We start from the raw sequence: 23603 nt of genomic DNA, 5'->3' as shown, positions 1-23603 counted from the left end.
GCGCTTTGACTAGAGGTTTTATCTCGTGGCTAAAGAAAAATTCGAACGTAACAAACCGCACCTGAACGTGGGCACCATCGGTCACGTTGACCATGGCAAGACCACTCTGACCGCAGCGCTGACCAAAGTCTGTGCCGACACCTGGGGCGGTTCCGCTCGTGGTTTCGACCAGATCGACAACGCGCCGGAAGAAAAGGCTCGCGGTATCACCATCAACACTTCCCACGTTGAGTACGATTCGGCGACCCGTCACTACGCGCACGTCGACTGCCCCGGCCACGCCGACTACGTGAAGAACATGATCACCGGTGCTGCCCAGATGGACGGCGCGATCCTGGTTTGCTCGGCTGCTGACGGCCCCATGCCGCAGACCCGTGAGCACATCCTGCTGTCCCGTCAGGTAGGCGTTCCGTACATCGTCGTGTTCCTGAACAAGGCCGACATGGTTGACGACGCCGAGCTGCTGGAACTGGTCGAAATGGAAGTTCGCGATCTGCTGAACACCTACGACTTCCCGGGCGACGACACTCCGATCGTGATCGGCTCCGCGCTGATGGCCCTGAACGGCCAGGATGACAACGAGATGGGCGTTTCTGCCGTGCGCAAGCTGGTCGAGACCCTTGACTCCTACATCCCCGAGCCCGAGCGCGCCATCGACAAGCCGTTCCTGATGCCGATCGAAGACGTGTTCTCGATCTCCGGTCGTGGCACCGTGGTGACCGGCCGTGTCGAGCGTGGCATCGTCAAGGTCCAGGAAGAAGTCGAGATCGTGGGCATCAAGGCCACCGTCAAGACCACCTGCACCGGCGTTGAAATGTTCCGCAAGCTGCTGGACGAAGGTCGTGCCGGTGAGAACGTCGGCGTCCTGCTGCGTGGCACCAAGCGTGAAGACGTCGAGCGTGGCCAGGTTCTGGCCAAGCCGGGCACCATCAAGCCGCACACCAAGTTCGAGTGCGAAGTGTACGTGCTGTCCAAGGAAGAAGGCGGTCGTCACACCCCGTTCTTCAAGGGCTACCGTCCGCAGTTCTACTTCCGTACCACTGACGTGACCGGTAACTGCGAGCTGCCGGAAGGCGTCGAGATGGTGATGCCGGGCGACAACATCAAGATGGTTGTCACCCTGATCGCTCCGATCGCGATGGAAGACGGTCTGCGTTTCGCCATCCGCGAAGGCGGTCGTACCGTCGGCGCCGGCGTGGTTGCCAAGATCATCGAGTAATCGATTGATCTGAAACGAAAAAAGGCCCTTCGGGGCCTTTTTTCTTGCCTCATGAAATTGACAGATGGCAAAAGAGGCGTTCTTGACAGCGGTCGGCGACATCCTTAGAATTGCGCCTCCTTTAATCGGGCACCTTTTTGCCCGAGGGGAAAGCTTGGAGTCTGAGGTCAAATGCAAAATCAACAAATCCGTATTCGGTTGAAGGCTTTTGATCATCGCCTGATCGATCAATCCACCCAGGAAATCGTGGAAACCGCGAAACGTACTGGTGCTCAGGTGCGTGGTCCGATTCCTCTGCCTACCCGCAAGGAACGTTACACAGTGCTGATTTCTCCGCACGTCAACAAGGACGCTCGTGACCAGTACGAAATCCGTACCCACAAGCGTGTGCTCGACATCGTTCAGCCCACCGACAAGACCGTCGATGCGCTGATGAAGCTCGATCTCGCCGCTGGCGTTGAAGTGCAAATCAGCCTCGGCTGAGACCGTCAAGGTTTCAGTCGTGTAACGCTCTGAAATGGGCGGCCATAGCGGGTGAAAGCCCCGTACACTCAAGAGGTTCTCAACATGACGATTGGTTTAGTCGGTCGTAAATGCGGTATGACCCGCGTTTTCACCGAAGAAGGCGTTTCCGTTCCGGTTACGGTCATTGAGATCGAGCCGAATCGTGTAACCCAATTCAAAAGCGAAGAAACCGATGGCTACCGTGCCATACAGGTGACCGTGGGCGAGCGTCGTGCTTCCCGCGTGACCAAGGCGCAAGCCGGTCACTTCGCCAAGGCCAGCGTTGCTGCTGGTCGTAGCGTCCTCGAATTCCGCCTGGAAGACGGTGAGTACAAGGCTGGTGACGAAGTCACCGTAGCCCTGTTCGAAGCCGGTCAGATGGTTGATGTCACTGGTCAGTCCAAAGGTAAGGGCTACGCCGGTACCATCAAGCGCTGGAACTTCCGTGGTCAGGACAACACCCACGGTAACTCCGTTTCCCACCGTGCACCTGGTTCCATCGGCCAGTGCCAGACTCCTGGTCGAGTGTTCAAGGGCAAGAAAATGTCCGGTCACCTGGGTGCGGAGCGTGTAACTGTTCAGTCGCTGGAAGTCGTGCGTGTAGACGCCGAGCGCAACCTGCTGCTGGTCAAGGGTGCCGTCCCCGGCGCGCCGGGTGGTGACGTGATCGTACGTCCCGCCGTCAAGGCCCGTGGTTGAGAGGAGAGAGAACATGCAACTCAATGTGAATGGCTCTCAAGCTATCGAAGTCTCCGAGCACACCTTCGGCGGTGAATTCAACGAGACCCTGGTTCACCAGGCAGTCGTGGCCTACATGGCTGGCGGTCGTCAGGGCACCCGTGCCCAGAAGACCCGTTCCGAAGTCAGTGGTGGCGGCAAGAAGCCCTGGCGTCAGAAGGGCAGCGGTCGTGCCCGTGCCGGTACCATCCGCAGCCCCATCTGGCGCTCCGGTGGCGTAGCTTTCGCAGCCAAGCCCCAGGACCACAGCCAGAAGCTGAACAAGAAGATGTACCGCGCTGCCCTGCGCTCCATCCTCGCCGAGCTGGTCCGTCTGGATCGTCTGGTCGTGGTTGACGACTTTGCCGTCGACGCACCCAAGACCAAGACCCTGGTCAGCAAGCTGGACGGCCTGGGCCTGAGCGACGTGCTGATCGTGACCGATGCTGTCGACCAGAACCTGTATCTGGCCGCCCGCAACCTGCCTTTCGTCGACGTGCGTGATGTCCAGGGTTCCGACCCGGTCAGCCTGATCGCCTACGACAAGGTGCTGGTCACTGTGTCCGCCGTGAAGAAATTCGAGGAGCTGCTGGCATGAACCAGGAACGCGTATTCAAAGTGCTGCTTGGCCCGCACATCTCCGAGAAGGCCACCATGCTGGCGGACAGCCAGAAGCAGTTCGTATTCAAGGTTGCCACCGATGCAACCAAGCTGGAAATCAAGAAGGCCGTCGAGCAGCTGTTCGAGGTCAAGGTTCGCAGCGTCAGCACCCTGAACGTTCAGGGCAAGACCAAGCGCACCGCTCGTGGTCTGGGCAAGCGTAACGACTGGAAAAAAGCGTACATCGCGCTCCAGCCGGGCCAGGATCTCGACTTTTCCAGCAGCGCCGAGTAATCAGGGGGCATCATGGCAATCGTAAAATGCAAGCCGACCTCCGCTGGCCGCCGCTTTGTGGTCAAGGTGGTCAACTCTGATCTGCACAAAGGCGCGCCTTACGCTCCTTTGCTGGAGAAGAAGAGCAAGTCCGGCGGCCGTAACAACAATGGTCGTATCACCACTCGCCACATTGGCGGTGGTCACAAGCAGCACTACCGTCTGGTCGATTTCCGTCGCAACAAGGATGGCATCCCTGCCGTCGTTGAGCGTATCGAATACGATCCGAACCGTACTGCTCACATCGCTCTGCTGAAGTACGCCGACGGCGAGCGTCGCTACATCATCGCCCCCAAGGGCGTTGCTGCTGGTGATCAGCTCATGTCCGGCGCTGGCGCGCCCATCAAGGCTGGCAACAACCTGCCGCTGCGTAACGTGCCGGTCGGTAGCACCGTTCACGGTATCGAGCTGAAGCCCGGTAAAGGCGCTCAGATCGCTCGTTCCGCTGGTACCTCCGCTCAGCTGGTTGCCCGCGAAGGCGCCTACGTCACCGTGCGTCTGCGCAGCGGTGAAATGCGCAAGGTGCTGTCGGAGTGCCGTGCCACCCTGGGCGAAGTGTCCAATGGTGAGCATAGCCTGCGTTCGCTGGGTAAGGCCGGTGCCACCCGCTGGCGCGGTGTTCGTCCGACCGTTCGTGGTGTTGCCATGAACCCGGTTGATCACCCGCATGGTGGTGGTGAGGGTCGTACTTCCGGTGGCCGTCATCCGGTTTCGCCATGGGGCGTCAAGACCAAGGGTCTCAAGACGCGCTCCAACAAGCGTACCGACAAGATGATTGTCCGTCGCGGCAAGTAATCAGTAGAGGATTCGACTGTGCCCCGTTCTCTGAAGAAAGGTCCTTTTATCGATCTTCACCTGTTGAAGAAGATCGAAGTCGCGGTGGAAAAGAACGACCGCAAGCCGATCAAGACTTGGTCGCGTCGTTCGATGATCCTGCCGCAAATGGTCGGTCTGACCATTGCTGTGCACAACGGTCGTCAACATGTCCCCGTTCTGGTGAACGAAGACATGGTAGGCCACAAACTCGGCGAGTTCGCTGCTACCCGCACCTATCGCGGTCATGCGGCTGACAAGAAAGCCAAGCGTTAAGGGGTAAGGAAGATGGAAGTAGCCGCTAAGCTGTCGGGCGCTCGTATCTCCGCCCAGAAAGCCCGCTTGGTCGCCGACCAGATCCGCGGGAAGAAGGTGGGCGAAGCGCTCAACCTGTTGACTTTCAGCAGCAAGAAAGCCGCTGAGATCATGAAGAAAGTGCTCGAGTCGGCCGTGGCCAACGCAGAGCACAATGAAGGCGCCGACGTGGATGACCTGAAGGTTTCCACTGTCTTCGTAAACGAAGGTCGTTCGCTCAAGCGCATCATGCCGCGTGCCAAAGGTCGTGCTGATCGCATCGTGAAGCGGTCTTGCCATATCACGGTCAAGGTTGCGGACAAGTAACGGAGTCGATCAGATGGGTCAGAAAGTACATCCCAATGGCATTCGCCTGGGTATCGTCAAGGAGCACACTTCGGTCTGGTACGCGGATAAGCGCACTTATGCGGATTATCTGCTGGCCGACCTGAAGGTTCGTGAGTACCTCCAGGACAAACTAAAAAGCGCGTCCGTAAGCCGTATCGATATTCATCGTCCGGCTCAAACCGCACGCATCACCATCCACACCGCCCGTCCCGGTATCGTGATCGGCAAGAAGGGTGAGGATGTTGAGAAGCTGCGTCAGGACCTGACCGCAAGAATGGGTGTGCCTGTGCACATCAACATCGAAGAGATCCGCAAGCCGGAGCTCGACGGTGCCCTGGTTGCGCAGAGTGTTGCGCAGCAGCTTGAGCGTCGTGTGATGTTCCGTCGCGCCATGAAGCGCGCCGTACAGAACGCGATCCGCATTGGTGCCAAAGGCATCAAGATTCAGGTGAGCGGTCGTTTGGGCGGTGCTGAAATCGCCCGTACCGAGTGGTATCGCGAAGGTCGTGTGCCCCTGCACACCCTGCGTGCCGATATCGACTACGCCACTGCGGAAGCTCACACCACCTACGGTGTGATCGGTGTGAAGGTCTGGATCTTCAAGGGTGAGGTCATTGGTGGCCGCCAGGAAGAGCTCAAGCCCATCGCCCCGGCTCCGCGCAAAAAAGCTGCTGCTAAGTAAGGAGTACGCAACATGCTGCAACCCAAGCGTACAAAATTCCGTAAGCAGATGACCGGCCACAACCGTGGTCTGGCTCATCGTGGTAGCAAGGTCAGCTTCGGCGAGTACGCGCTGAAGGCTGTCGGCCGTGGCCGTCTGACCGCTCGCCAGATCGAATCCGCACGTCGTGCGCTGACCCGTCACGTGAAGCGTGGCGGCAAGATCTGGATCCGCGTCTTCCCTGACAAGCCTGTCACCAAGAAGCCTCTCGAAGTGCGGATGGGTAAAGGTAAGGGTAGTGTCGAGTACTGGGTAGCCCAGATCCAGCCGGGCAAGGTCCTGTACGAGATCGAGGGTGTTTCCGAGGATCTGGCTCGTCAGGCGTTCGCCCTGGCCGCTGCCAAGCTTCCGCTCGAAACCTCCTTTGTTAAGCGGACGGTGATGTGATGAAAGCGAAAGATTTGCGTGAGAAATCCGTAGAGGAGCTGAACGAGCAGCTTCTCAACCTGCTGCGTGACCAGTTCAATCTGCGTATGCAGAAGGCAACTGGCCAGTTGGGTCAGTCTCACATGCTCTCGCAAGTGAAGCGCGACATCGCTCGCGTCAAGACTGTGCTGAACCAGCAGGCAGGTAAGTGATCATGGCTGAAGCTGAAAAAACTGTCCGTACGCTGACCGGCCGAGTGGTCAGCGACAAGATGGACAAAACCGTCACCGTACTGATCGAGCGTCGCGTCAAGCACCCGATCTACGGCAAATACGTGAAGCGTTCCACCAAGCTGCACGCTCACGACGAAACCAATCAGTGCCGCATTGGTGACCTGGTCACCATTCGCGAAACCCGCCCGCTGGCCAAGACCAAGGCGTGGACCCTGGTTGACGTCGTCGAGCGCGCCGTTCAGGTATAAGGGTAGAGAGCCATGATCCAGACTCAATCCATGCTTGACGTCGCCGACAACAGCGGCGCTCGTCGCGTGATGTGCATCAAGGTGCTCGGCGGTTCCCACCGCCGTTACGCCGGCATCGGCGACATCATCAAAGTCACCGTCAAGGAAGCAATTCCGCGCGGCAAGGTGAAGAAAGGTCAGGTGATGACTGCTGTCGTCGTGCGTACCAAGCACGGCGTCCGTCGCACCGACGGTTCCATCATCCGCTTCGACGGCAACGCCGCGGTTCTGCTGAACAACAAGCAAGAGCCGATTGGCACCCGTATCTTTGGGCCGGTGACCCGTGAACTTCGCTCCGAGAAGTTCATGAAGATCGTCTCCCTTGCCCCCGAAGTGCTGTAAGGAGTAGCCGACATGCAAAAGATTCGTCGTGAAGACGAGGTAATCGTCATTGCCGGCAAGGACAAGGGCAAACGTGGCAAGGTGCTGAAGGTGCTCGCCGATGACCGTCTGGTCGTTGGTGGGGTCAACCTGGTCAAGCGCCACACCAAGCCCAACCCCATGCTGGGCGTTCAGGGTGGCATCGTAGAGAAAGAAGCCCCTCTGCATGTCTCCAACGTTGCCATTTTCAACTCCGAGACCAACAAGGCTGACCGCGTTGGTTTCAAAGTCGAAGACGGCAAGAAGATTCGTATCTTCAAGTCGACCCAAAAAGCGGTCCAGGCCTGAAGCTGCTAGGTAGATCACCATGGCTCGATTGAAAGAGATTTATCGGAAGGAAATCGCGCCCAAGCTGAAAGAGCAGCTTCAGCTGGGTAACGTGATGGAAGTTCCGCGTATCACCAAGATCACCTTGAACATGGGTCTGGGCGAAGCAGTCGGTGACAAGAAGATCATCGACAACGCTGTAGCTGACCTGGAAAAGATCGCTGGTCAAAAGCCGGTCGTGACTTATGCCCGCAACTCCATTGCTGGCTTCAAGATTCGCGAAGGCTGGCCGATCGGCGTCAAGGTGACCCTGCGTAGCGATCGCATGTACGAATTCCTGGATCGTCTGCTGTCCATCTCCCTGCCGCGCGTGCGTGACTTCCGCGGCCTGAATGCCAAGTCCTTCGATGGTCGTGGCAACTACAGCATGGGCGTGAAAGAGCAGATCATCTTCCCGGAAATCGATTACGACAAGATCGATGCGCTGCGTGGTATGGACATCACCCTGACCACCACCGCTCGTACCGACGAGGAAGGCCGTGCGCTGCTGCGCGCGTTCAACTTCCCGTTCCGTAACTGATTGAGGTCTTCAGATGGCTAAGCAAAGCATGATTAACCGCGAGCTGAAGCGTCAGCAGACGGTTGCCAAGTACGCCAAGAAGCGCGCCGAGCTGAAGGCGACCATCGGTAATGTCAACGCCTCCCCCGAGGATCGTTGGAATGCCCAGGTCGCCCTGCAAAAGCAGCCCCGTGACGCCAGCGCTAGCCGCATGCGTAACCGCTGCCGCCTGACCGGTCGTCCGCATGGCGTGTACCGCAAGTTCGGTCTGTCCCGCATCAAGCTGCGTGAAGCAGCCATGCGCGGTGACGTGCCCGGCCTGGTGAAGGCCAGCTGGTAACAGCTAGCGCCTTTCATCGCGGTAATTGAATCAAGCCCCTTTTGGGGCTTGATTCGTTTCAGGCCGATCTCTAGAATGCTCGGCTCGCCCGAATCGGCCTATTGCCGAGGGGCGATTTTGAGAGCCGGTAGGCTCAATTTCTGTATTAGGAGCTAATAGCCCATGAGTATGCAGGACCCGTTAGCAGACATGCTAACTCGTATCCGTAATGCCCAGATGGCTGAAAAGGCCGTTGTGAGCATGCCTTCTTCCAAGCTGAAGGCTGCCGTTGCCAAAGTCCTCAAGGACGAAGGTTACATCGCGGATTTTCAGGTCAGCGCGGAATCCAAGCCGTCGCTGTCCATCGAGCTGAAGTACTTCGAAGGCAAGCCTGTCATCGAAGAACTGAAGCGTAGCAGCCGTCCCGGTCTGCGCCAGTACAAAGCCGTTGACCAGCTGCCGAAAGTGCGTGGTGGTCTGGGCGTGTCGATCGTTTCCACCAACAAAGGTGTGATGACTGATCGCGCAGCCCGTGCTGCTGGTGTTGGCGGCGAAGTGCTCTGCACAGTCTTCTAAGGGGAATCAGCATGTCTCGCGTTGCTAAAAACCCTGTAAGACTGCCTGCAGGCGTCGAAGTTAATCTGGCCGGTCAGGCTCTTTCGATCAAGGGTGCCAAGGGCGCTCTGGAACTGAAGGTCCATCCGTCCGTTGAAGTCACCCAAGAGTCCGGTGAGCTGCGTTTCGCTGCTCGCAATGGTGATCAGCAGACCCGTGCGATGGCCGGCACTACCCGTGCCCTGGTCAACAACATGGTAGTCGGCGTCAGCCAGGGCTTCGAGCGCAAGCTGCAACTGGTCGGTGTGGGCTACAAGGCCCAGGCCAAAGGTCAGGTGCTGAACCTCGCTCTGGGCTTCTCTCACCCCGTGGACTACGACCTGCCGCAAGGCATCACCGCAGAAACCCCCAACCAGACCGAAATCCTGATCAAGGGTATCGACAAGCAGCTGGTCGGCCAGGTCGCGGCTGAGATTCGTGGTTTCCGTCCGCCAGAGCCTTACAAGGGCAAGGGTGTACGGTATGCCGACGAAGTCGTCCACCGTAAAGAAGCCAAGAAAAAGTAGGGCATAGCAAATGACCGTCAAGAAAGAAACCCGACTGCGTCGCGCTCGCAAGGCTCGCCTGAAGATGCGCGAACTGGAAGTGGTCCGTCTGTGCGTGTACCGCTCTTCCCAGCACATCTATGCCCAGGTCATCGCGGCCGACGGCGGCAAGGTCCTGGCCAGTGCTTCTACGCTGGACAAAGAACTGCGCGAGAGCGCTACCAGCAACGTCGAGGCGGCCAAGAAAGTTGGTCTGCTGGTCGCCGAGCGTGCCAAGGCCGCTGGCGTTACCCAGGTGGCCTTTGACCGTTCTGGCTTCAAGTACCATGGTCGCGTCAAGGCGCTGGCCGACGCTGCTCGTGAAGGCGGGCTGGAGTTCTAAGTCATGTCAAATAACGATCAAAAGCGCGACGAAGGCTACATCGAGAAGCTGGTTCAAGTTAACCGCGTAGCCAAAACCGTGAAAGGCGGCCGTATCTTTGCCTTCACCGCTCTGACCGTGGTTGGCGATGGCAAAGGCCGCGTTGGCTTCGGCCGTGGCAAGGCGCGTGAAGTGCCTGCCGCTATCCAGAAGGCTATGGAAGCTGCTCGCCGCAACATGATCCAGGTGGATCTGAACGGCACCACTCTGCAGTACCCGGTCAAGGCTGCCCATGGCGCCTCCAAGGTGTACATGCAGCCCGCTTCCGACGGTACCGGCATCATCGCTGGCGGTGCCATGCGCGCCGTGCTGGAAGTGGCCGGTGTGCAGAACGTCCTGGCCAAGTGCTACGGCTCCACCAACCCGGTAAACGTGGTGTATGCGACCTTTGAAGGTCTCAAGCACATGCAGGCGCCGGAAGCTGTTGCTGCCAAGCGTGGCAAGAGCGTCGAGGAGATCCTCTGATCATGGCTAATGCAACCGTAAAGGTCACGCTGATCAAGAGCGTCCATGGCCGTCTGGCCAATCACAAGGCTTGCGTCAAGGGTCTCGGCCTGCGTCGCATCAATCATACCGTCGAAGTTCAGGACACCCCTGAGAATCGCGGCATGATTAACAAGGCCTACTACCTTCTGCGTGTGGAGGGTTAAGTCATGAAATTGAACGATCTGCGTTCCGCTCCCGGCGCTCGCCGCGAGAAGCTGCGTCCCGGTCGTGGTATCGGTAGCGGCCTGGGCAAGACCGGTGGCCGCGGCCACAAGGGTCTGACCTCCCGCTCCGGTGGCAAGGTTGCCCCCGGTTTCGAGGGTGGCCAGCAGCCGCTGCACCGTCGTCTGCCGAAGTTCGGCTTCGTATCGCTGAAAGCCCTGGACCGCGCCGAGGTTCGTACCTCCGAGCTGGCCAAGGTCGATGTAGATGTGGTCGATCTGCAGGCGCTGAAAGACGCCAACGTGATCAGCCGCGACATCAAGCGTGTCAAGGTTGTGCTGTCCGGCGACGTCACTCGTGCCGTCACCCTGAAGGGCATTGGTGCCACCAAGGGCGCACGTGCAGCCATCGAAGCAGCTGGCGGCAAGATCGAGGAATAAATGGCTAAGCAAGGTGCTCTCTCTGCGCTCAGCAAAACCGGTGGTATGTCCGAGCTGTGGACCCGCCTCCGATTCCTGTTCCTGGCGATCATCGTCTACAGGATCGGTGCGCACATCCCTGTTCCGGGTATCAATCCCGATCAGCTGGCCGCACTGTTCAGGCAGAACGAGGGGACCATTCTTAGCCTCTTCAACATGTTCTCCGGTGGTGCGCTGGAGCGGATGAGCATCTTTGCACTGGGGATCATGCCGTACATCTCGGCATCGATCATCATGCAGCTGCTTACCGCGATCAGCCCACAGCTGGAGCAATTGAAGAAAGAGGGTGAGTCTGGTCGTCGCAAGATCAGCCAGTACACCCGTTACGGCACGCTGGTTCTGGCGCTCGTTCAGGCCACCGGGATGTCGGTAGGACTCGCCAGTCAGGGCGTCGCGTTCAGCGTGGGCTTCAGCTTCTATTTCGTTGCTGTCACCACCTTTGTCGCCGGCGCTCTGTTCATGATGTGGCTGGGTGAGCAGATCACCGAGCGCGGTATCGGCAATGGCATCTCGATGCTGATCTTCGCCGGCATCGTCGCGGGCTTGCCTCGCGCCATCGGTCAGTCCTTCGAGTCGGCACGGCAGGGCGATATCAACATCTTCGCACTGATCATGGTCGGTGTGGTGGCGGTCGCCATCATTGCCTTCGTGGTGTTCATCGAGCGTGGGCAGCGTCGTATCGCTGTGCACTACGCCAAGCGTCAGCAGGGCCGCAAGGTCTTCGCTGCGCAGAACAGCCATCTGCCGCTCAAGGTGAACATGGCCGGTGTCATTCCGGCGATCTTCGCCAGTAGCATCCTGCTGTTCCCGGCGTCGCTCGGTTCGTGGTTCGGTCAGTCCGAAGGGCTCGGCTGGTTGCAGGACGTGGCTCAGGCCATCGCTCCCGGTCAGCCGCTGAACATCTTGCTGTTTAGTGCAGGGATCATTTTCTTCTGCTTCTTCTATACGGCGCTGATGTTCAACCCAAAAGACGTGGCTGAGAACCTGAAGAAATCCGGCGCGTTCATTCCGGGTATCCGTCCTGGTGAGCAGTCCGCACGCTATATCGATGGCGTGCTGACCCGTCTGACCATGTTCGGTGCCCTGTACATGACGGCGGTGTGCTTGTTGCCCCAGTTCCTGGTGGTCGCGGCGAACGTGCCGTTCTATCTCGGCGGGACCTCGTTGCTGATCGTGGTGGTAGTGGTCATGGACTTCATGTCTCAGGTCCAATCCCATCTCGTATCTCATCAATACGAGTCCCTGATGAAGAAAGCCAACCTGAAGGGATACGGCAGCGGCATGATGCGCTGATCCGTTACCCGTAAGGTTAGAGGAGTTGTCATGAAAGTTCGTGCATCGGTCAAGAAGCTGTGCCGTAACTGCAAGATCATTCGTCGCGAAGGCGTCGTACGCGTGATCTGCAGCGCTGAACCGCGTCACAAGCAGCGCCAAGGCTGAGTGTGAACCACGCGTCTAACCCGGCAGCTAGTGTGCTGCCGGGTTGATCATTTGTTCCTACAGCGTTAATATCGCGCGCCCTTTTCTTGGCTTCCGGGGCGTCGGTAGCTGTCAATTGGAGTTTTTCTGAATGGCCCGTATTGCAGGCGTCAACATTCCAGATAACAAACATACTGTTATCTCGCTGACCTACATCTATGGTGTCGGTCGCACCACCTCTCAGAAGATCTGCGCGGCCACCGGCATCGAGCCGACCGTCAAGATCAAAGAACTGAGCGACGAGCAGGTCGATCAGCTGCGTAACGAGGTCGCCAAAATCCTCACCGAGGGTGACCTGCGCCGCGAAATCAACATGAACATCAAGCGCCTGATGGATCTGGGTTGCTACCGCGGTCTGCGTCACCGCCGTGGTCTGCCGGTCCGTGGTCAGCGTACCAAGACCAATGCCCGTACCCGTAAGGGCCCGCGCAAGCCGATCCGCAAGTAATCGCATCCGCGAATCGACAGGAATCTAGTCATGGCAAAACCTGCTGCTCGTCCTCGTAAGAAAGTCAAAAAGACAGTGGTTGATGGCATCGCCCATATCCACGCGTCTTTCAACAACACCATCGTGACCATCACCGATCGTCAGGGCAATGCGTTGTCTTGGGCGACCTCCGGTGGCTCCGGCTTCCGTGGCTCCCGTAAGAGCACCCCGTTCGCTGCGCAGATCGCTGCCGAACGTGCCGGCCAAGCTGCTCTGGAATATGGTCTGAAGAATCTGGACGTGAACGTCAAAGGTCCCGGCCCCGGCCGTGAGTCCGCTGTTCGCGCCCTGAATGCCTGTGGTTACAAGATCGCCAGCATCACCGACGTGACGCCTATCCCGCATAACGGGTGCCGTCCGCCGAAGAAGCGTCGCGTGTAATAGGAGACAGTGAGAAATGGCTCGTTACATTGGTCCCAAGTGCAAACTGTCCCGCCGCGAAGGCACTGACCTCTTCCTGAAGAGCGGCGCTCGTGCCCTCGACTCGAAGTGCAAGCTGGAAACCGTTCCTGGCCAGCATGGTCAGCGTCGCGGTCGTCTGTCCGACTACGGTCTGCAGCTGCGTGAAAAGCAGAAAGTTCGCCGTATGTATGGCGTGCTCGAGCGTCAGTTCGCCGGTTACTACCAGGAAGCTGCCCGTCGCAAGGGTGCTACCGGTGAGAACCTGCTGCAGCTGCTCGAATGCCGTCTGGACAACGTGGTGTATCGCATGGGCTTTGGTGCCACTCGCGCTGAATCGCGCCAGCTGGTCTCCCACAAGTCGATCACCGTCAACGGTCAGACCGTTAACATTCCCTCCTATCAGGTCAAGGTCGGCGACGTCGTCGCGGTCCGTGAAAAGGCCAAAAACCAGCTGCGTATCGCTCAAGCTCTCGAGCTGTGCGGCCAGCGTGGCCGGGTTGAGTGGGTCGAAGTGAGCACCGAGAAAAAGGAAGGCACCTTCAAAAACGTGCCGGCCCGTGGTGATCTCTCCGCCGACATCAACGAAAACCTGATTGTCGAGCTCTACTCCAAGTAAGGGCTAGAAAGTAGGTGCATCCATGCAGAGTTCGGTAAATGAGTTCCTGACCCCCCGCCATATCGATGTGCAGGCGGTTAGTCAGACCCGTGCCAAGATCACCCTCGAGCCTCTCGAGCGTGGTTTCGGCCATACCTTGGGCAACGCGCTGCGGCGTATCCTGTTGTCCTCCATGCCTGGCTGCGCGGTAGTCGAAGCAGAGATCGACGGTGTTCTGCACGAGTACAGCGCCATCGAAGGCGTGCAGGAAGACGTGATCGAGATCCTGCTCAACCTCAAGGGTCTGGCCATCAAGTTGCACGGCCGTGACGAAGTCACCCTGAGTCTGAGCAAGAAAGGTCAGGGGCCAGTTCTGGCCTCCGACATTCAGGTCGATCACGACGTCGAGATCGTCAACGGTGAGCACGTCATCGCCCACCTGGCGGACAACGGTTCGCTGAACATGAAGCTGAAAATCGCGCGCGGTCGTGGCTATGAGCCCGCCGATGCGCGTCAGAGCGAAGAAGACGAAACCCGCGCAATCGGTCGTCTCCAGCTCGATGCTACGTTCAGCCCGGTTCGTCGCGTGGCCTATGTGGTGGAAAACGCCCGGGTCGAACAGCGTACCAACCTGGACAAGCTCGTGCTTGACCTGGAAACCAACGGTACCCTGGATCCGGAAGAAGCCATCCGCCGTGCCGCTACCATTCTGCAGCAGCAGCTGGCAGCGTTTGTCGACCTCAAGGGCGACAGCGAGCCGGTCGTGGTCGAGCAGGAAGACGAGATCGATCCGATCCTGCTGCGTCCGGTGGACGATCTGGAACTGACCGTTCGTTCGGCCAACTGCCTCAAGGCGGAGAACATCTACTACATCGGTGACCTGATTCAGCGTACCGAAGTGGAGCTGCTCAAGACCCCGAACCTGGGCAAGAAGTCCCTGACCGAAATCAAGGACGTCCTGGCCTCCCGTGGTCTGTCGCTCGGTATGCGCCTGGACAACTGGCCCCCTGCAAGCCTTAAGAAGGACGACAAGGCTACTGCCTGATCGTCATTGTTCACCGAACGATAGTTTGGGAAGGAATTTCAATCATGCGTCATCGTAAAAGTGGTCGTCATCTGAGCCGCACGAGCGCACACCGCAAGGCCATGTTTCAGAACATGGCTGTGTCGCTGTTCGAGCACGAGCTGATCAAAACTACCCTGCCGAAAGCCAAGGAACTGCGCCGCGTTGCCGAGCCGCTGATCACCCTGGCCAAGGAAGACAGCGTCGCCAATCGTCGCCTGGCTTTCGACCGTACCCGTTCGAAAGCTGCCGTTGGCAAGCTGTTCAACGACCTGGGCAAGCGCTACGCCAACCGTCCGGGTGGCTACCTGCGCATCCTGAAGTGCGGCTTCCGCGCTGGCGACAACGCGCCCATGGCGTACGTCGAGCTGATCGACCGCCCTGTTGGTGGTACTGTGGAACAAGCTGCTGAATAAGTAGCTGCCTTCCAGGAAAAGCCGGGCTCTTGCCCGGCTTTTTCATGTCCGGCATTCCGTTAGAGCAACACCAGAAATATGGATTATTCTGGTTTTCTCTATCAGGGTGCTAGGATCAATAAATTAGTCCTAAAGTATTGCCATGGCGATACTTCTCCCAAGCGATCAGCCAACGCGATCCAGAGGGAGAAAACCTGTGACTGATACCAAGATCCTCACCACCGCCAGCGGCATCCCGGTGGTCGATAACCAGAATTCCCGTACCGCCGGTCCCCGTGGCCCCCTGATGCTCGACGACTTCCATCTGGTCGAGAAGCTGGCGCATTTCAATCGGGAAGTCATTCCCGAGCGCCGGGTGCATGCCAAGGGTTCTGCTGCCTATGGCACCTTTACCGTCACCCAGGACATCACCCACCTGACCAGCGCCAAGCTGTTCGCCACCGTTGGCAAGCAGACCGAGACCATCCTGCGTTTTTCCACCGTGGGTGGCGAGCGGGGCTCGGCGGATACCGAGCGCGATCCGCGTGGCTTTGCCCTGAAGTTCTATACCGAGGAAGGTAACTGGGACATCGTCGGCAACAACACCCCGGTGTTCTTCATCCGTGATCCCCTCAAGTTTCCCGACTTCATCCATACCCAGAAACGCGATCCCTGGAGCAACCTGAAGAGCCCCCAGATGATGTGGGACTTTTGGTCGCTGTCGCCGGAGTCGCTGCATCAGGTGACCATCCTCTTCTCCGATCGCGGCATTCCGGATGGCTATCGCTTCATGCATGGCTTCGGTAGCCACACCTTCAGCCTGATCAACGCCCAGGGCGAGCGGCATTTCGTGAAGTTTCACTTCAAGAGCCAGCAGGGGATCAAGAACCTGGCGCCTGCCGAAGCGGCGCGCCTGGCGGGTACCGATCCGGACTACAGCCAGCGCGACCTGTTCCAGGCTATCGAGCGCGGTGAATTCCCGCGCTGGAAGATGTGCATCCAGGTGATGAGCGAACACGAGGCAGCCGGTCGTGCCGAGAATCCCTTCGATGTGACCAAGGTCTGGTCGCAGCAGGAGTACCCGTTGCAGGAAGTGGGCGTGCTGGAGCTCAACCGCAATCCGCAGAACTACTTTGCCGAAGTGGAGCAGGCCTCCTTTGCACCGAGCAACGTGGTGCCGGGCATAGGCCTGTCGCCCGATCGCATGCTGCAGGGCCGGGTATTCGCCTACGCCGATGCCCAGCGGTATCGGGTGGGGACCAACTACCAGCAACTGCCGGTCAACGCCCCCCGTTGCCCCTATGCCAACAACCAGCGGGATGGTGCCATGCGCTTCGATGGCAATGGTGGTTCGCAGCCGAACTACGAGCCGAACAGCTATGGCCACACGCCCAAGCAGGCGCCGCAGTATCGAGAGCCCGCACTGAACTTCGCAGGTCCCGCCGACCGCTACGATCACCGGGTGGACGAGGACTACTACAGCCAGGCCGGTGCGCTGTTCCGCCTGATGAACGCGGACCAGCAGGCGCTACTGATCGGCAACATCGTCGGTGCCATGGGTTCGGTGACCCGCGATGTCCAGCTGCGGCAGATCGGTCACTTCCTCAAGGCCGACCCCGCCTATGGGATGGGTATCGCCAAGGGTCTGGGAATAGATCCCAGCGAAGTGGCCTGACACAGGGGAAAGGAAAAGCCCGGCGCATGCCGGGCTTTTTTCGTCCGTGAAAAAAATGCGGGAAAGGCTGTCTCGGACGCCGCTTGCGACGTCGCAGTGCTAAGGTTCGCATCAAGCGCGAAAACACGAGGCTCGCTCTCCCGTCATGACTGTGTTTGGAGTGTCTTTGCGCCAGCTATGGGCGCACGAAAAGGCCAGCTATGGCGTTCGCGTCTTTGTCGCCCTGAGCGGCGCCATGGCCGTCTGTTGGTCGCTCGGCGATTTGCGGGCGCTATCGCCGGTGTTCCTCGGCATTATCGCCAGTGCCCTGGCGGAAACCGACGACAGCTGGCTAGGTCGTCTCAAGTCGTTGGTGGTGACGCTGCTGTGCTTCGCGGTCGCTGCCTTCGCCGTTGAGCTGCTGTTTCCCTATCCCTGGATTTTCGTGGCGGGCCTGGGCCTGGCCACCTTCAGCCTGACGATGCTGGGTGCTATCGGCGAGCGTTATGCCTCGGTGGCTCAGGCGACGGTGATCCTCTCCATCTATGCCATGATCGGCGTGGATCAGCGCCTCGGCGCCCAGGTACCGCTGTGGTACGAACCGGCGCACCTGCTGGCCGGCGCCCTGTGGTATGGCCTGCTCTCGGTGCTCTGGTGCGCGCTCTTCGCCCACCAACCGGTACGCCAGAATCTGTCCGCCCTCTATGGCGAGCTAGGGACCCTGCTCAGGCTCAAGGCCGAGATGCTTGAGCCGGTGCGCGGGGTGGACCTGCACCGGCGACGCGTGCTCCTGGCGCAGCAGAACGGCAAGGTGGTGCAGGCGCTGAACCAGGCCAAGGCGACCATCCTCAATCGCTTCGGCCGCTCAGGGCGGCCTGGGGCGCGCTCCGGACGTTACTTCCGCCTCTATTTCATGGCGCAGGACATCCATGAGCGTGCCAGCTCTTCCCACTATCCCTACAGCGCCCTGACCGAGGCCTTCTTCCATAGCGACATCCTGTTTCGCTGCCAGCGCCTGCTCAAGCTGCAGGCCAGCGCCTGTCTCAACATGGGCGAGGCGATCCGGCTCGGCCAGCCCTTCGAATACGGTCAGCAGAGCCAACAGGGGCTGACCGATCTGCAGGCATCGCTGGAGTATCTCAAGCAGCAGCAGAATCCGCGCTGGCGGGGTCTGTTGCGCTCCCTAGATCTGCTCGGCCATAACCTTTCGACCCTGGAACGGCAGTTCTCCGAAGCGGGCAACAGTGATTCGGGCGCGGCGGATCTGGACACCAGCCTGCTGGATCCCGCTGCGCGCTCCCTGCCCGAGGTGTTTCGGCGCATCCGCCTGCAGCTGACCCCGACCTCGTTGCTGTTCCGCCATGGCCTGCGTATGGCCCTGGCGTTGATGGCCGGCTATGGCGTGCTGCACCTGATCCACCCGGTGAACGGCTACTGGATCCTGTTGACCACGGTATTCGTCTGCCGACCGCAATACGGGGCGACCCGAGTACGCCTGGTGCAGCGGATCGTGGGCACGGTGATCGGCTTGCTGCTGGGTAGTGCCTTGCTGGAGCTGTTCGCTCAGCCGGAAGTCCAGCTGCTGCTGGCGCTGGTCGCCGGGCTGGTGTTCTTTATTACCCGCACGGATCGATACACCATCGCTACCGCGGCCATCACCCTGATGGTGCTGTTCTGCTTCAACCAGGTGGGCAATGGCTTCATGCTGATCTGGCCGCGGCTGCTGGATACCCTGCTGGGCTGCCTGATCGCGGTGCTGGCGGTGTTCTTCGTCCTGCCGGACTGGCAGGGGCGGCGCCTGCATCAGGTGATGGCCAATACCCTGCGCACCAATGCGCTCTATCTGCGCCGGTTGCACGAGCAGTACCGGACCGGCAAGCGGGACGATCTCGACTACCGTGTGGCGCGGCGCAATGCCCATAACGCCGATGCAACACTATCGGCCGCGCTGGCCAACATGCTGCGCGATCCCGGGCACTTCCGCCGCAACCTGGAGGCGGGCTTTCGCTACCTGGCACTGTCCAACACGCTGCTGGGCTATCTGTCGGCGTTGGGCGCGCATCGCCGCCAGCTGGAGGCGGCCGAGCACGATGCTCTGGTGGAGCGCGCCGTGACGCGCATCGCCGAGGGCATGGAGGCCATCGCCGCGGCCGTGGCGGAGCGACGCAGTCTGCCGCCTACCGCCGAGGAGGAAAGCAGCCTCGCCGACGAGCTGGAAGCCGCGGCCGACGACAACGACGATGGCTACCGGCTGGTGTGCACCCAGCTGGCGCTGATCTGTCGGCTGCTGCCCAATCTCAAGAGCGCCGCCAACCATACGCTGCGTGAGCAAAGCCGCGAACAACCGGCAGCCGTTACCGCCGATGCTTGAGCAAGGTTGGCGCGACGCGCTATGTTGATTGATGTCCGTCGACTTTTTCGACGCCTGTTTATGCTGGTCTGAAGGCTGTTCCAAGTCATGCGTATGCGTCTTCTAGTAGTGGGCGGGGAGAGCGCCCTGGGCAAGGCGCTACTCGCCGCCGGTGCCGAAGCGGGCATCGAATTCGTTGCCCCCGAGACCCCGGCGGAGGGCTGGTACGCCGCCGGGCTGACCGAGGTGCTCGACCGGGTACGTCCGGGGGCGGTGATCAATCTCGCCTATTATCGCGACTGGCTGCAGGCGGCGGATTTCGATCCGGCGTTGATGCAGCGTCAGGCGCTCGCCGTCCAACGCCTGGCCGGCCTCTGTCAGCACTACCAGATTCCCTTGATCCAACCCTCCGGTTATCAGCTGTTCGATGGCTCGCGCGTGGCCGGCTATAGTGAAAAGGATCTTCCGCGGCCTCCCGGGGCGCGGGGCGAAGCGCTCTGGCGGGTCGAGCAGCTGGTCAGGGCTCTGTGCCCGATGCATATCCTGCTGCGCCTGGGCTGGGTGCTGGACGATTCCTGCGACGGTCGCCTGGGACGTCTGCTACAGCAACTGGGTACCGAGCAGGTCGTCCCCCTGGCGGGTGACCGGCGCGGCAATCCGACCACGGTGGGCGATGTTGCCCGGGTGCTGCTGGCGGTGGTCAAGCAGCTCGACTGCGGCGCACCGCTTTGGGGGACCTATCACTACGGTGCCCAGGAAGCGGTGTCGGAGCTGGGCCTGGGCGAAACCGTCGCTCAGCTCTGGCAGGAATTCGACCGGCCGGTGCGCTGCGAATGGCAGGAGGTGACGCACCTGGAGCGTGCGGATGCCGCGGAAGAGCCACAACAGGGGGTGCTGATCAGTCGCAAGCTGCTCAACACCTTTGGAATCAAGGCGCGGCGCTGGCAGCAGGAGCTGCCAGCGCTGTTGCAGGGCTTTCGGCAGGACGAGGTAGGTTTCGATGAGTGATGCGCCCATTCTGATCACTGGCGGTGCCGGTTTCATCGGCTCCCACCTGGCCGATGCGCTGCTGGCGCGGGGCAAACAGGTACGGATACTGGACGACCTGAGTACCGGCAAGCGCGAGAATCTGCCGCTGGACAATGAAGGTATCGAGCTGCGGGTGGGCGACGTGGCCGATACCGCGACGCTGGAAGCCGCGGTAACTGGCTGCGCAGCGGTGGTACACCTGGCCGCGGTGGCCTCGGTGCAGGCCTCGGTGGAAGACCCGGTGGGCACCCACAGGGCTAATTTCATCGGTACCCTGAATCTGTGCGAGGCCATGCGCAAGGCCGGGATCAAGCGGGTGGTCTATGCCTCCAGCGCGGCGGTCTACGGCGCCAACGGCCAGGGCCAGGCCATCGACGAGGAATTGCCCAAGGCGCCGTTGACGCCCTATGCAGCGGATAAGCTGGCTGGCGAGTACTACTTCGACTTCTATCGCCGCGAGCACGCTCTGGAGCCGGCGATTTTTCGCTTCTTCAATATCTATGGCCCGCGTCAGGATCCGTCCTCGCCCTATTCGGGGGTAATCAGCATCTTTACCGAGCGCGCCCGCCGCCAGACACCGATCACGGTCTTTGGTGACGGCGAGCAGACCCGCGATTTCGTCTATGTGGCCGACCTGGTGGGTATCCTGGTGCAGGCGCTGGAAGCACCCGAGGTGACAGCCGGGGCGGTGAACGTAGGGCGCGGCGAGACCATCAGCCTGAACGGCCTCCTGGCCGAGATCGGCCAGGTGCTCGGTGGCCTGCCGCAGGTGACCCATGGTGCGGCGCGGGCGGGGGACATCCGCCATTCGAAGGCGGACAACCGTCGTCTGCGCGAGCGCTTCGACTTCAGCCAGCCCACGGCCATGGGCACGGGGCTGGCGGCGCTGCTACGAGACTAATCGGGGAGGCCAAGGGCAACCCCTGGCCTGTTGGGCTTCAACGCTGGAGCTGCCTCAGCGCCAACCTACGGTGCTAGTGGCGGGCAGTAGGTTAGAAGCGATAGCCCAGGCCGACCATGTACACCCAGGGATCCACGTCCAGATCGACCTTGGCCCGAGCGCCGAGGGCGGTGTTGTCGACGTGGGCGGTGGTCGAGATGTCGATGTAGCGGACCTGGGCATTGAGCATGACCCGGTCGGTAAGCATGAGATCAGCGCCGACCTGGGCGGACCAGCCCCAGGAGTTGTCGGCGCGGAAATTATCGAAACCGGCCGCGCTGGCGCCGCTGCCGACGTGCTCGTCATAGATCCAGGTGTAGTTGAGGCCGGCGCCGACATAGGGCTGGAACGTCGCCTTGGCGTCCAGTGGGTAGTAGACCAGGCTCAAGGTCGGCGGCAGGTGCTTGAGAGTGCCCAGCTTGCCATTGGCGGCGTTCAGACCGGTGCCCTTGATGTTGACCTCATGCTCGAAGGGCGTGGCCGCCAGCAGTTCTAAGCCCAGGTGGTCGGTCAGCATGTAGGCGACGTTCAGCCCCAGCTGGGTGTCGCTGTCCATGGTCGCCTTGCCGCCGAGGTTGGCGCCGCTCAGGGCGCCTCGATCGATCTTGACGTCGGAGCTGCGCTCGTGGGGATCGACGGTGATGGCACCGGCACGCAGGATGATGTCGCCGGCCTGGTGGGCCTGGGCGAGGGGGGCGGCCAAGGCGAGGGCGAGCAGGCTGAGGCGGAAGAGAGGACGCATGGCTAAGGCTCCGGAAGCATTGAAAAAGGGCTGGGAGCAGCCTAGCGAAGCTTAAATGTCAGACTCTTGATCTCGCTCAAGGGTAGGGCATATCCCTCAGGAGCCGTCGCCCTTGAGGATGTAGGGAAGGATGCGTTGCGCCTGCAGCCAGTAGCCGGCGACGGCCACCTCGCTGCGCTGGCTGCCCACGCCCAGGCGGCCTTCCACCCAATAGGGCAGGTGCAGCTTGGACAGCCAGAGGTCGTGGCTGCCCTTGACGTAGACGATCTGGTTGCCCGGCGGCGGTGGCACGTGGATGCAGGCGCCGTAGTAGGGGACCAGGAGGAACTCGGTTACCTCGCCCTCGTCGGTAACCATCAGGGGGACCACGTAGCCGGGCAGGCGCACGTCCTGGCCATCCAGCGCCGCCACCGTCGGGGCGTCCGGCCAGGGCTGGCTGGCGGTCGGGCCGTCTTCGCCGAGACCGTGGTCGATGCTGCCTGGGTTGAAGCGCGGCGCATCGGCCGGTACCAGCTCGCGCCAGGCGAGTTGACGGGGTTCGGCCTGGGCCCAGGGCAGCCAGCAGAGCAACAGCAGGAGCGCCAGGCGCATGGTGGGGCCTCGTTCATAGTCGCACGGACAACCCGTCCGTGAGGGCCTGGCGACAGCCGCGCCAGGCCGGAATGCAGCCGAGCACCAGGGCGGCGAGCAGGATGCCGCCGAGCAGTTGCCCATCGTAGAGCGAGGGCCAGTCCAGCGGCAATGCCAGACCGTATTCCGCCAGCAGCCAGGGGCGGCCCAGGGCGATGGCGCCATAGAGCAGGGCCAGGCCGCCCAGGCAGCCGGCCAGGGTGAGGGCCAGGGCCTCGGCCAGCAGCAGGCCGAACAGATGCCGCGGCTGGGCGCCCACTGAACGCAGGATGGCCATCTCCCGCCGCCGTTCGTTGAGGCTGGCGAGCAGGGCGGTAAGCATGCCCACCAGTCCGGTGAGCACCACGCACAGCGACATCACCAGCAGCGCCTGTTCCGCGGTGCCGAGCAGGCCCCAGAGTTCCTGCAGGGCCACGCCGGGCAGGATCGCCAGCAAGGGCTCGCCGGTATAGCTGTTGACCGCGCGCTGCACCGCGAAGGTGGCTACCCGACTCTTGAGGCCGACCAGGGCGGCCGTGAGATCCTGCGGGGTGAGGTCGCGCTGGCGCACCTCAGCATCGCTGAGCGAGGGGCCGGGCATGCCGCCGCGCCAGTCCAGGTGCAGGGCGGTCATGCCGTTCAGCGGAATGTGCAGGGTGCGATCGACCGGGGTGCCGGTGGGCGCGAGGATGCCGACCACGGTGAAGGGATGGTCGCTGTGCTCGGTCAGGCTGATGGTGGCGACGCCATGGGCCAGCACGATCTTGTCGCCCAGCCGGTAGTGCAGCGCCTTGGCCACCTCGGCGCCCAGCACGACCTCGAAGACGTCGTTGAAGGGCCGGCCCTGGACCAGGCGCAGGGGTTGGTTGCGCCCATAGTGATAGTGGGTGAAGTAGTTGCCGTCGGTGCCCAGCACCCGGTAGCCGCGGTGGGAATCGCCGAGCGACAGCGGGATGGTCCAGGCGACGCGAGGATCGGCGGCGAGCTTTTCGTAGCTTTCCCAGCGGATGTTGTTGGTGGCATTGCCGATGCGGAACACCGAATAGAGCAGCAGGTTGACCGCGCCGGAGCGGGCGCCCACCACCAGGTCGGTGCCGGCGATGGTACTGGCGAAGCTGGCCTTGGCCTCGGTGCGCAGCCGTTCGACGCCTAGTAGCAGGGCCACCGAGACGGCGATGGTGAAGATGGTGAGCAGGGCGGTAGCGCGACGATTGCGCAGGCTGGCCCAGGCCAGCTGAAGGAGGGGCAT

At 61.0% G+C, this 23603-nt stretch carries 36 protein-coding genes; 33 read left to right on the top strand and 3 right to left on the bottom strand.

The features are described 5' to 3' along the window. Positions 1-25: 25 nt before the first annotated feature. The 33 genes from tuf (at position 26) to APT59_RS19920 (ending at position 20964) form a co-directional block, all read left to right on the top strand. Positions 26-1219, top strand: coding sequence for an elongation factor Tu (gene tuf / locus APT59_RS20080; protein WP_059316463.1), 1194 nt, complete (start codon positions 26-28; stop codon positions 1217-1219). 171 nt (positions 1220-1390) lie between these two features. Beyond that, complete coding sequence (gene rpsJ / locus APT59_RS20075; protein WP_003243886.1) at positions 1391-1702, top strand: 30S ribosomal protein S10; 312 nt, start codon at positions 1391-1393, stop codon at positions 1700-1702. Positions 1703-1786: 84 nt separating this feature from the next. After that, entirely contained in the window at positions 1787-2422 is a 636-nt protein-coding gene (gene rplC, locus APT59_RS20070; protein ID WP_007161251.1) for a 50S ribosomal protein L3, read from the top strand. A gap of 13 nt (positions 2423-2435) precedes the next feature. After that, a complete protein-coding gene (rplD, locus tag APT59_RS20065; protein WP_007161250.1) occupies positions 2436-3038 on the top strand; it encodes a 50S ribosomal protein L4 in 603 nt (200 codons plus the stop codon). Further along, complete coding sequence (gene rplW / locus APT59_RS20060; RefSeq protein ID WP_007161249.1) at positions 3035-3334, top strand: 50S ribosomal protein L23; 300 nt, start codon at positions 3035-3037, stop codon at positions 3332-3334. The genes rplD and rplW overlap by 4 nt, the downstream gene beginning before the upstream one ends. A gap of 12 nt (positions 3335-3346) precedes the next feature. After that, the gene (gene rplB, locus APT59_RS20055) at positions 3347-4168 is read left to right on the top strand and encodes a 50S ribosomal protein L2 (RefSeq protein WP_059316462.1); all 822 of its coding nucleotides are present in this window, start codon (positions 3347-3349) and stop codon (positions 4166-4168) included. Positions 4169-4186: 18 nt separating this feature from the next. Continuing rightward, the gene (gene rpsS / locus APT59_RS20050; protein ID WP_010796754.1) at positions 4187-4462 is read left to right on the top strand and encodes a 30S ribosomal protein S19; all 276 of its coding nucleotides are present in this window, start codon (positions 4187-4189) and stop codon (positions 4460-4462) included. A 12-nt stretch (positions 4463-4474) separates the two neighbouring features. Beyond that, positions 4475-4807, top strand: a complete 333-nt coding sequence (gene rplV / locus APT59_RS20045) for a 50S ribosomal protein L22 (protein ID WP_007161246.1) — start codon at positions 4475-4477, stop codon at positions 4805-4807. Between the two features lie 13 nt (positions 4808-4820). After that, entirely contained in the window at positions 4821-5510 is a 690-nt protein-coding gene (rpsC, locus tag APT59_RS20040) for a 30S ribosomal protein S3 (RefSeq protein WP_059316461.1), read from the top strand. A gap of 12 nt (positions 5511-5522) precedes the next feature. Continuing rightward, a complete protein-coding gene (gene rplP / locus APT59_RS20035; protein WP_017640282.1) occupies positions 5523-5936 on the top strand; it encodes a 50S ribosomal protein L16 in 414 nt (137 codons plus the stop codon). Further along, positions 5936-6127 carry a 50S ribosomal protein L29 gene (gene rpmC / locus APT59_RS20030; RefSeq protein WP_007161243.1) on the top strand — a complete coding sequence of 64 codons (192 nt, stop codon included), beginning with the start codon at positions 5936-5938 and terminating at the stop codon, positions 6125-6127. The genes rplP and rpmC overlap by 1 nt, the downstream gene beginning before the upstream one ends. Before the next feature lie 2 nt (positions 6128-6129). Then, positions 6130-6396 carry a 30S ribosomal protein S17 gene (gene rpsQ, locus APT59_RS20025; RefSeq protein ID WP_007161242.1) on the top strand — a complete coding sequence of 89 codons (267 nt, stop codon included), beginning with the start codon at positions 6130-6132 and terminating at the stop codon, positions 6394-6396. A 12-nt stretch (positions 6397-6408) separates the two neighbouring features. Then, entirely contained in the window at positions 6409-6777 is a 369-nt protein-coding gene (rplN, locus tag APT59_RS20020; protein WP_007161241.1) for a 50S ribosomal protein L14, read from the top strand. Between the two features lie 12 nt (positions 6778-6789). Continuing rightward, positions 6790-7104 carry a 50S ribosomal protein L24 gene (gene rplX, locus APT59_RS20015; protein WP_059316460.1) on the top strand — a complete coding sequence of 105 codons (315 nt, stop codon included), beginning with the start codon at positions 6790-6792 and terminating at the stop codon, positions 7102-7104. A gap of 19 nt (positions 7105-7123) precedes the next feature. Next, complete coding sequence (gene rplE / locus APT59_RS20010) at positions 7124-7663, top strand: 50S ribosomal protein L5 (protein WP_007161239.1); 540 nt, start codon at positions 7124-7126, stop codon at positions 7661-7663. A gap of 13 nt (positions 7664-7676) precedes the next feature. Further along, entirely contained in the window at positions 7677-7982 is a 306-nt protein-coding gene (gene rpsN / locus APT59_RS20005) for a 30S ribosomal protein S14 (RefSeq protein WP_017640284.1), read from the top strand. Positions 7983-8144: 162 nt separating this feature from the next. Further along, positions 8145-8537, top strand: coding sequence for a 30S ribosomal protein S8 (rpsH, locus tag APT59_RS20000; RefSeq protein ID WP_017640285.1), 393 nt, complete (start codon positions 8145-8147; stop codon positions 8535-8537). Between the two features lie 11 nt (positions 8538-8548). Next, a complete protein-coding gene (gene rplF / locus APT59_RS19995) occupies positions 8549-9082 on the top strand; it encodes a 50S ribosomal protein L6 (protein ID WP_017640286.1) in 534 nt (177 codons plus the stop codon). A gap of 10 nt (positions 9083-9092) precedes the next feature. Further along, positions 9093-9443 (top strand): 50S ribosomal protein L18, encoded by a 351-nt coding sequence (rplR, locus tag APT59_RS19990; protein ID WP_059316459.1) that lies wholly within the window; start codon positions 9093-9095, stop codon positions 9441-9443. Between the two features lie 3 nt (positions 9444-9446). After that, positions 9447-9947, top strand: coding sequence for a 30S ribosomal protein S5 (gene rpsE, locus APT59_RS19985; RefSeq protein WP_059316458.1), 501 nt, complete (start codon positions 9447-9449; stop codon positions 9945-9947). Between the two features lie 2 nt (positions 9948-9949). Continuing rightward, a complete protein-coding gene (gene rpmD / locus APT59_RS19980) occupies positions 9950-10132 on the top strand; it encodes a 50S ribosomal protein L30 (protein WP_059316457.1) in 183 nt (60 codons plus the stop codon). A gap of 3 nt (positions 10133-10135) precedes the next feature. Next, entirely contained in the window at positions 10136-10570 is a 435-nt protein-coding gene (gene rplO / locus APT59_RS19975; RefSeq protein ID WP_007161232.1) for a 50S ribosomal protein L15, read from the top strand. After that, positions 10571-11902: a preprotein translocase subunit SecY gene (secY, locus tag APT59_RS19970; RefSeq protein ID WP_027599183.1), complete on the top strand. Its 1332-nt coding sequence runs from the start codon at positions 10571-10573 to the stop codon at positions 11900-11902. Positions 11903-11932: 30 nt separating this feature from the next. Next, the gene (rpmJ, locus tag APT59_RS19965; RefSeq protein WP_002555468.1) at positions 11933-12049 is read left to right on the top strand and encodes a 50S ribosomal protein L36; all 117 of its coding nucleotides are present in this window, start codon (positions 11933-11935) and stop codon (positions 12047-12049) included. A gap of 130 nt (positions 12050-12179) precedes the next feature. Further along, positions 12180-12536 carry a 30S ribosomal protein S13 gene (rpsM, locus tag APT59_RS19960; RefSeq protein WP_059316456.1) on the top strand — a complete coding sequence of 119 codons (357 nt, stop codon included), beginning with the start codon at positions 12180-12182 and terminating at the stop codon, positions 12534-12536. Positions 12537-12566: 30 nt separating this feature from the next. Next, positions 12567-12956 carry a 30S ribosomal protein S11 gene (gene rpsK, locus APT59_RS19955; protein ID WP_003281811.1) on the top strand — a complete coding sequence of 130 codons (390 nt, stop codon included), beginning with the start codon at positions 12567-12569 and terminating at the stop codon, positions 12954-12956. A gap of 16 nt (positions 12957-12972) precedes the next feature. Further along, positions 12973-13593 (top strand): 30S ribosomal protein S4, encoded by a 621-nt coding sequence (gene rpsD / locus APT59_RS19950; RefSeq protein WP_059316455.1) that lies wholly within the window; start codon positions 12973-12975, stop codon positions 13591-13593. Between the two features lie 22 nt (positions 13594-13615). Next, positions 13616-14617 (top strand): DNA-directed RNA polymerase subunit alpha, encoded by a 1002-nt coding sequence (locus APT59_RS19945; protein ID WP_059316454.1) that lies wholly within the window; start codon positions 13616-13618, stop codon positions 14615-14617. Between the two features lie 44 nt (positions 14618-14661). Beyond that, the gene (gene rplQ, locus APT59_RS19940) at positions 14662-15051 is read left to right on the top strand and encodes a 50S ribosomal protein L17 (protein ID WP_007161227.1); all 390 of its coding nucleotides are present in this window, start codon (positions 14662-14664) and stop codon (positions 15049-15051) included. A gap of 196 nt (positions 15052-15247) precedes the next feature. Further along, the gene (locus APT59_RS19935) at positions 15248-16705 is read left to right on the top strand and encodes a catalase (RefSeq protein ID WP_059316453.1); all 1458 of its coding nucleotides are present in this window, start codon (positions 15248-15250) and stop codon (positions 16703-16705) included. A gap of 145 nt (positions 16706-16850) precedes the next feature. Then, positions 16851-19055: a YccS family putative transporter gene (gene yccS / locus APT59_RS19930; RefSeq protein ID WP_174523154.1), complete on the top strand. Its 2205-nt coding sequence runs from the start codon at positions 16851-16853 to the stop codon at positions 19053-19055. Between the two features lie 87 nt (positions 19056-19142). Then, entirely contained in the window at positions 19143-20042 is a 900-nt protein-coding gene (locus tag APT59_RS19925; protein ID WP_174523153.1) for a sugar nucleotide-binding protein, read from the top strand. Then, positions 20035-20964 (top strand): NAD-dependent epimerase/dehydratase family protein, encoded by a 930-nt coding sequence (locus APT59_RS19920; RefSeq protein WP_059316451.1) that lies wholly within the window; start codon positions 20035-20037, stop codon positions 20962-20964. Before APT59_RS19925 ends, APT59_RS19920 begins: the two co-directional genes overlap by 8 nt. Before the next feature lie 91 nt (positions 20965-21055). Here APT59_RS19920 and APT59_RS19915 read toward each other — a convergent pair whose 3' ends face one another. The 3 genes from APT59_RS19915 to APT59_RS19905 all read right to left on the bottom strand — a co-directional run bounded on the left by APT59_RS19915 (position 21056) and on the right by APT59_RS19905 (position 23603). After that, entirely contained in the window at positions 21056-21745 is a 690-nt protein-coding gene (locus tag APT59_RS19915; protein ID WP_059316450.1) for an OmpW/AlkL family protein, read from the bottom strand. A gap of 96 nt (positions 21746-21841) precedes the next feature. Beyond that, the gene (locus APT59_RS19910; RefSeq protein ID WP_059316449.1) at positions 21842-22336 is read right to left on the bottom strand and encodes a DUF3299 domain-containing protein; all 495 of its coding nucleotides are present in this window, start codon (positions 22334-22336) and stop codon (positions 21842-21844) included. 13 nt (positions 22337-22349) lie between these two features. Beyond that, positions 22350-23603: an ABC transporter permease gene (locus APT59_RS19905; RefSeq protein ID WP_059316448.1), complete on the bottom strand. Its 1254-nt coding sequence runs from the start codon at positions 23601-23603 to the stop codon at positions 22350-22352.

The sequence above is a fragment of the Pseudomonas oryzihabitans genome (assembly GCF_001518815.1).
GTDB lineage: Bacteria > Pseudomonadota > Gammaproteobacteria > Pseudomonadales > Pseudomonadaceae > Chryseomonas > Chryseomonas oryzihabitans_E.
Note: the sequence above shows the minus strand (reverse complement) of the source record. Positions and strands in the feature narration are given on the sequence as shown.

What these genes read in the sequence shown, in the direction of transcription:
- rpmD (WP_059316457.1), top strand. Translation starts at nt 9,950, where the DNA reads ATGGCTAATGCAACCGTAAAGGTCACGCTGATCAAGAGCGTCCATGGC.
- rplO (WP_007161232.1), top strand. Translation starts at nt 10,136, where the DNA reads ATGAAATTGAACGATCTGCGTTCCGCTCCCGGCGCTCGCCGCGAGAAG.
- rpsC (WP_059316461.1), top strand. Translation starts at nt 4,821, where the DNA reads ATGGGTCAGAAAGTACATCCCAATGGCATTCGCCTGGGTATCGTCAAG.
- rpsK (WP_003281811.1), top strand. Translation starts at nt 12,567, where the DNA reads ATGGCAAAACCTGCTGCTCGTCCTCGTAAGAAAGTCAAAAAGACAGTG.
- rpsJ (WP_003243886.1), top strand. Translation starts at nt 1,391, where the DNA reads ATGCAAAATCAACAAATCCGTATTCGGTTGAAGGCTTTTGATCATCGC.
- rplB (WP_059316462.1), top strand. Translation starts at nt 3,347, where the DNA reads ATGGCAATCGTAAAATGCAAGCCGACCTCCGCTGGCCGCCGCTTTGTG.
- rpsN (WP_017640284.1), top strand. Translation starts at nt 7,677, where the DNA reads ATGGCTAAGCAAAGCATGATTAACCGCGAGCTGAAGCGTCAGCAGACG.
- rpsH (WP_017640285.1), top strand. Translation starts at nt 8,145, where the DNA reads ATGAGTATGCAGGACCCGTTAGCAGACATGCTAACTCGTATCCGTAAT.
- rpsE (WP_059316458.1), top strand. Translation starts at nt 9,447, where the DNA reads ATGTCAAATAACGATCAAAAGCGCGACGAAGGCTACATCGAGAAGCTG.
- APT59_RS19915 (WP_059316450.1), bottom strand. Translation starts at nt 21,745, where the DNA reads ATGCGTCCTCTCTTCCGCCTCAGCCTGCTCGCCCTCGCCTTGGCCGCC.
- rpmJ (WP_002555468.1), top strand. Translation starts at nt 11,933, where the DNA reads ATGAAAGTTCGTGCATCGGTCAAGAAGCTGTGCCGTAACTGCAAGATC.
- rplC (WP_007161251.1), top strand. Translation starts at nt 1,787, where the DNA reads ATGACGATTGGTTTAGTCGGTCGTAAATGCGGTATGACCCGCGTTTTC.
- rpsD (WP_059316455.1), top strand. Translation starts at nt 12,973, where the DNA reads ATGGCTCGTTACATTGGTCCCAAGTGCAAACTGTCCCGCCGCGAAGGC.
- rplW (WP_007161249.1), top strand. Translation starts at nt 3,035, where the DNA reads ATGAACCAGGAACGCGTATTCAAAGTGCTGCTTGGCCCGCACATCTCC.
- yccS (WP_174523154.1), top strand. Translation starts at nt 16,851, where the DNA reads ATGACTGTGTTTGGAGTGTCTTTGCGCCAGCTATGGGCGCACGAAAAG.
- rplF (WP_017640286.1), top strand. Translation starts at nt 8,549, where the DNA reads ATGTCTCGCGTTGCTAAAAACCCTGTAAGACTGCCTGCAGGCGTCGAA.
- secY (WP_027599183.1), top strand. Translation starts at nt 10,571, where the DNA reads ATGGCTAAGCAAGGTGCTCTCTCTGCGCTCAGCAAAACCGGTGGTATG.
- APT59_RS19905 (WP_059316448.1), bottom strand. Translation starts at nt 23,603, where the DNA reads ATGCCCCTCCTTCAGCTGGCCTGGGCCAGCCTGCGCAATCGTCGCGCT.
- APT59_RS19910 (WP_059316449.1), bottom strand. Translation starts at nt 22,336, where the DNA reads ATGCGCCTGGCGCTCCTGCTGTTGCTCTGCTGGCTGCCCTGGGCCCAG.
- rpsQ (WP_007161242.1), top strand. Translation starts at nt 6,130, where the DNA reads ATGGCTGAAGCTGAAAAAACTGTCCGTACGCTGACCGGCCGAGTGGTC.
- rplQ (WP_007161227.1), top strand. Translation starts at nt 14,662, where the DNA reads ATGCGTCATCGTAAAAGTGGTCGTCATCTGAGCCGCACGAGCGCACAC.
- rpsM (WP_059316456.1), top strand. Translation starts at nt 12,180, where the DNA reads ATGGCCCGTATTGCAGGCGTCAACATTCCAGATAACAAACATACTGTT.
- rplE (WP_007161239.1), top strand. Translation starts at nt 7,124, where the DNA reads ATGGCTCGATTGAAAGAGATTTATCGGAAGGAAATCGCGCCCAAGCTG.
- rplV (WP_007161246.1), top strand. Translation starts at nt 4,475, where the DNA reads ATGGAAGTAGCCGCTAAGCTGTCGGGCGCTCGTATCTCCGCCCAGAAA.
- rplD (WP_007161250.1), top strand. Translation starts at nt 2,436, where the DNA reads ATGCAACTCAATGTGAATGGCTCTCAAGCTATCGAAGTCTCCGAGCAC.
- rplX (WP_059316460.1), top strand. Translation starts at nt 6,790, where the DNA reads ATGCAAAAGATTCGTCGTGAAGACGAGGTAATCGTCATTGCCGGCAAG.
- rplP (WP_017640282.1), top strand. Translation starts at nt 5,523, where the DNA reads ATGCTGCAACCCAAGCGTACAAAATTCCGTAAGCAGATGACCGGCCAC.
- rplR (WP_059316459.1), top strand. Translation starts at nt 9,093, where the DNA reads ATGACCGTCAAGAAAGAAACCCGACTGCGTCGCGCTCGCAAGGCTCGC.
- rpmC (WP_007161243.1), top strand. Translation starts at nt 5,936, where the DNA reads ATGAAAGCGAAAGATTTGCGTGAGAAATCCGTAGAGGAGCTGAACGAG.
- rplN (WP_007161241.1), top strand. Translation starts at nt 6,409, where the DNA reads ATGATCCAGACTCAATCCATGCTTGACGTCGCCGACAACAGCGGCGCT.
- APT59_RS19945 (WP_059316454.1), top strand. Translation starts at nt 13,616, where the DNA reads ATGCAGAGTTCGGTAAATGAGTTCCTGACCCCCCGCCATATCGATGTG.
- APT59_RS19920 (WP_059316451.1), top strand. Translation starts at nt 20,035, where the DNA reads ATGAGTGATGCGCCCATTCTGATCACTGGCGGTGCCGGTTTCATCGGC.
- APT59_RS19925 (WP_174523153.1), top strand. Translation starts at nt 19,143, where the DNA reads ATGCGTATGCGTCTTCTAGTAGTGGGCGGGGAGAGCGCCCTGGGCAAG.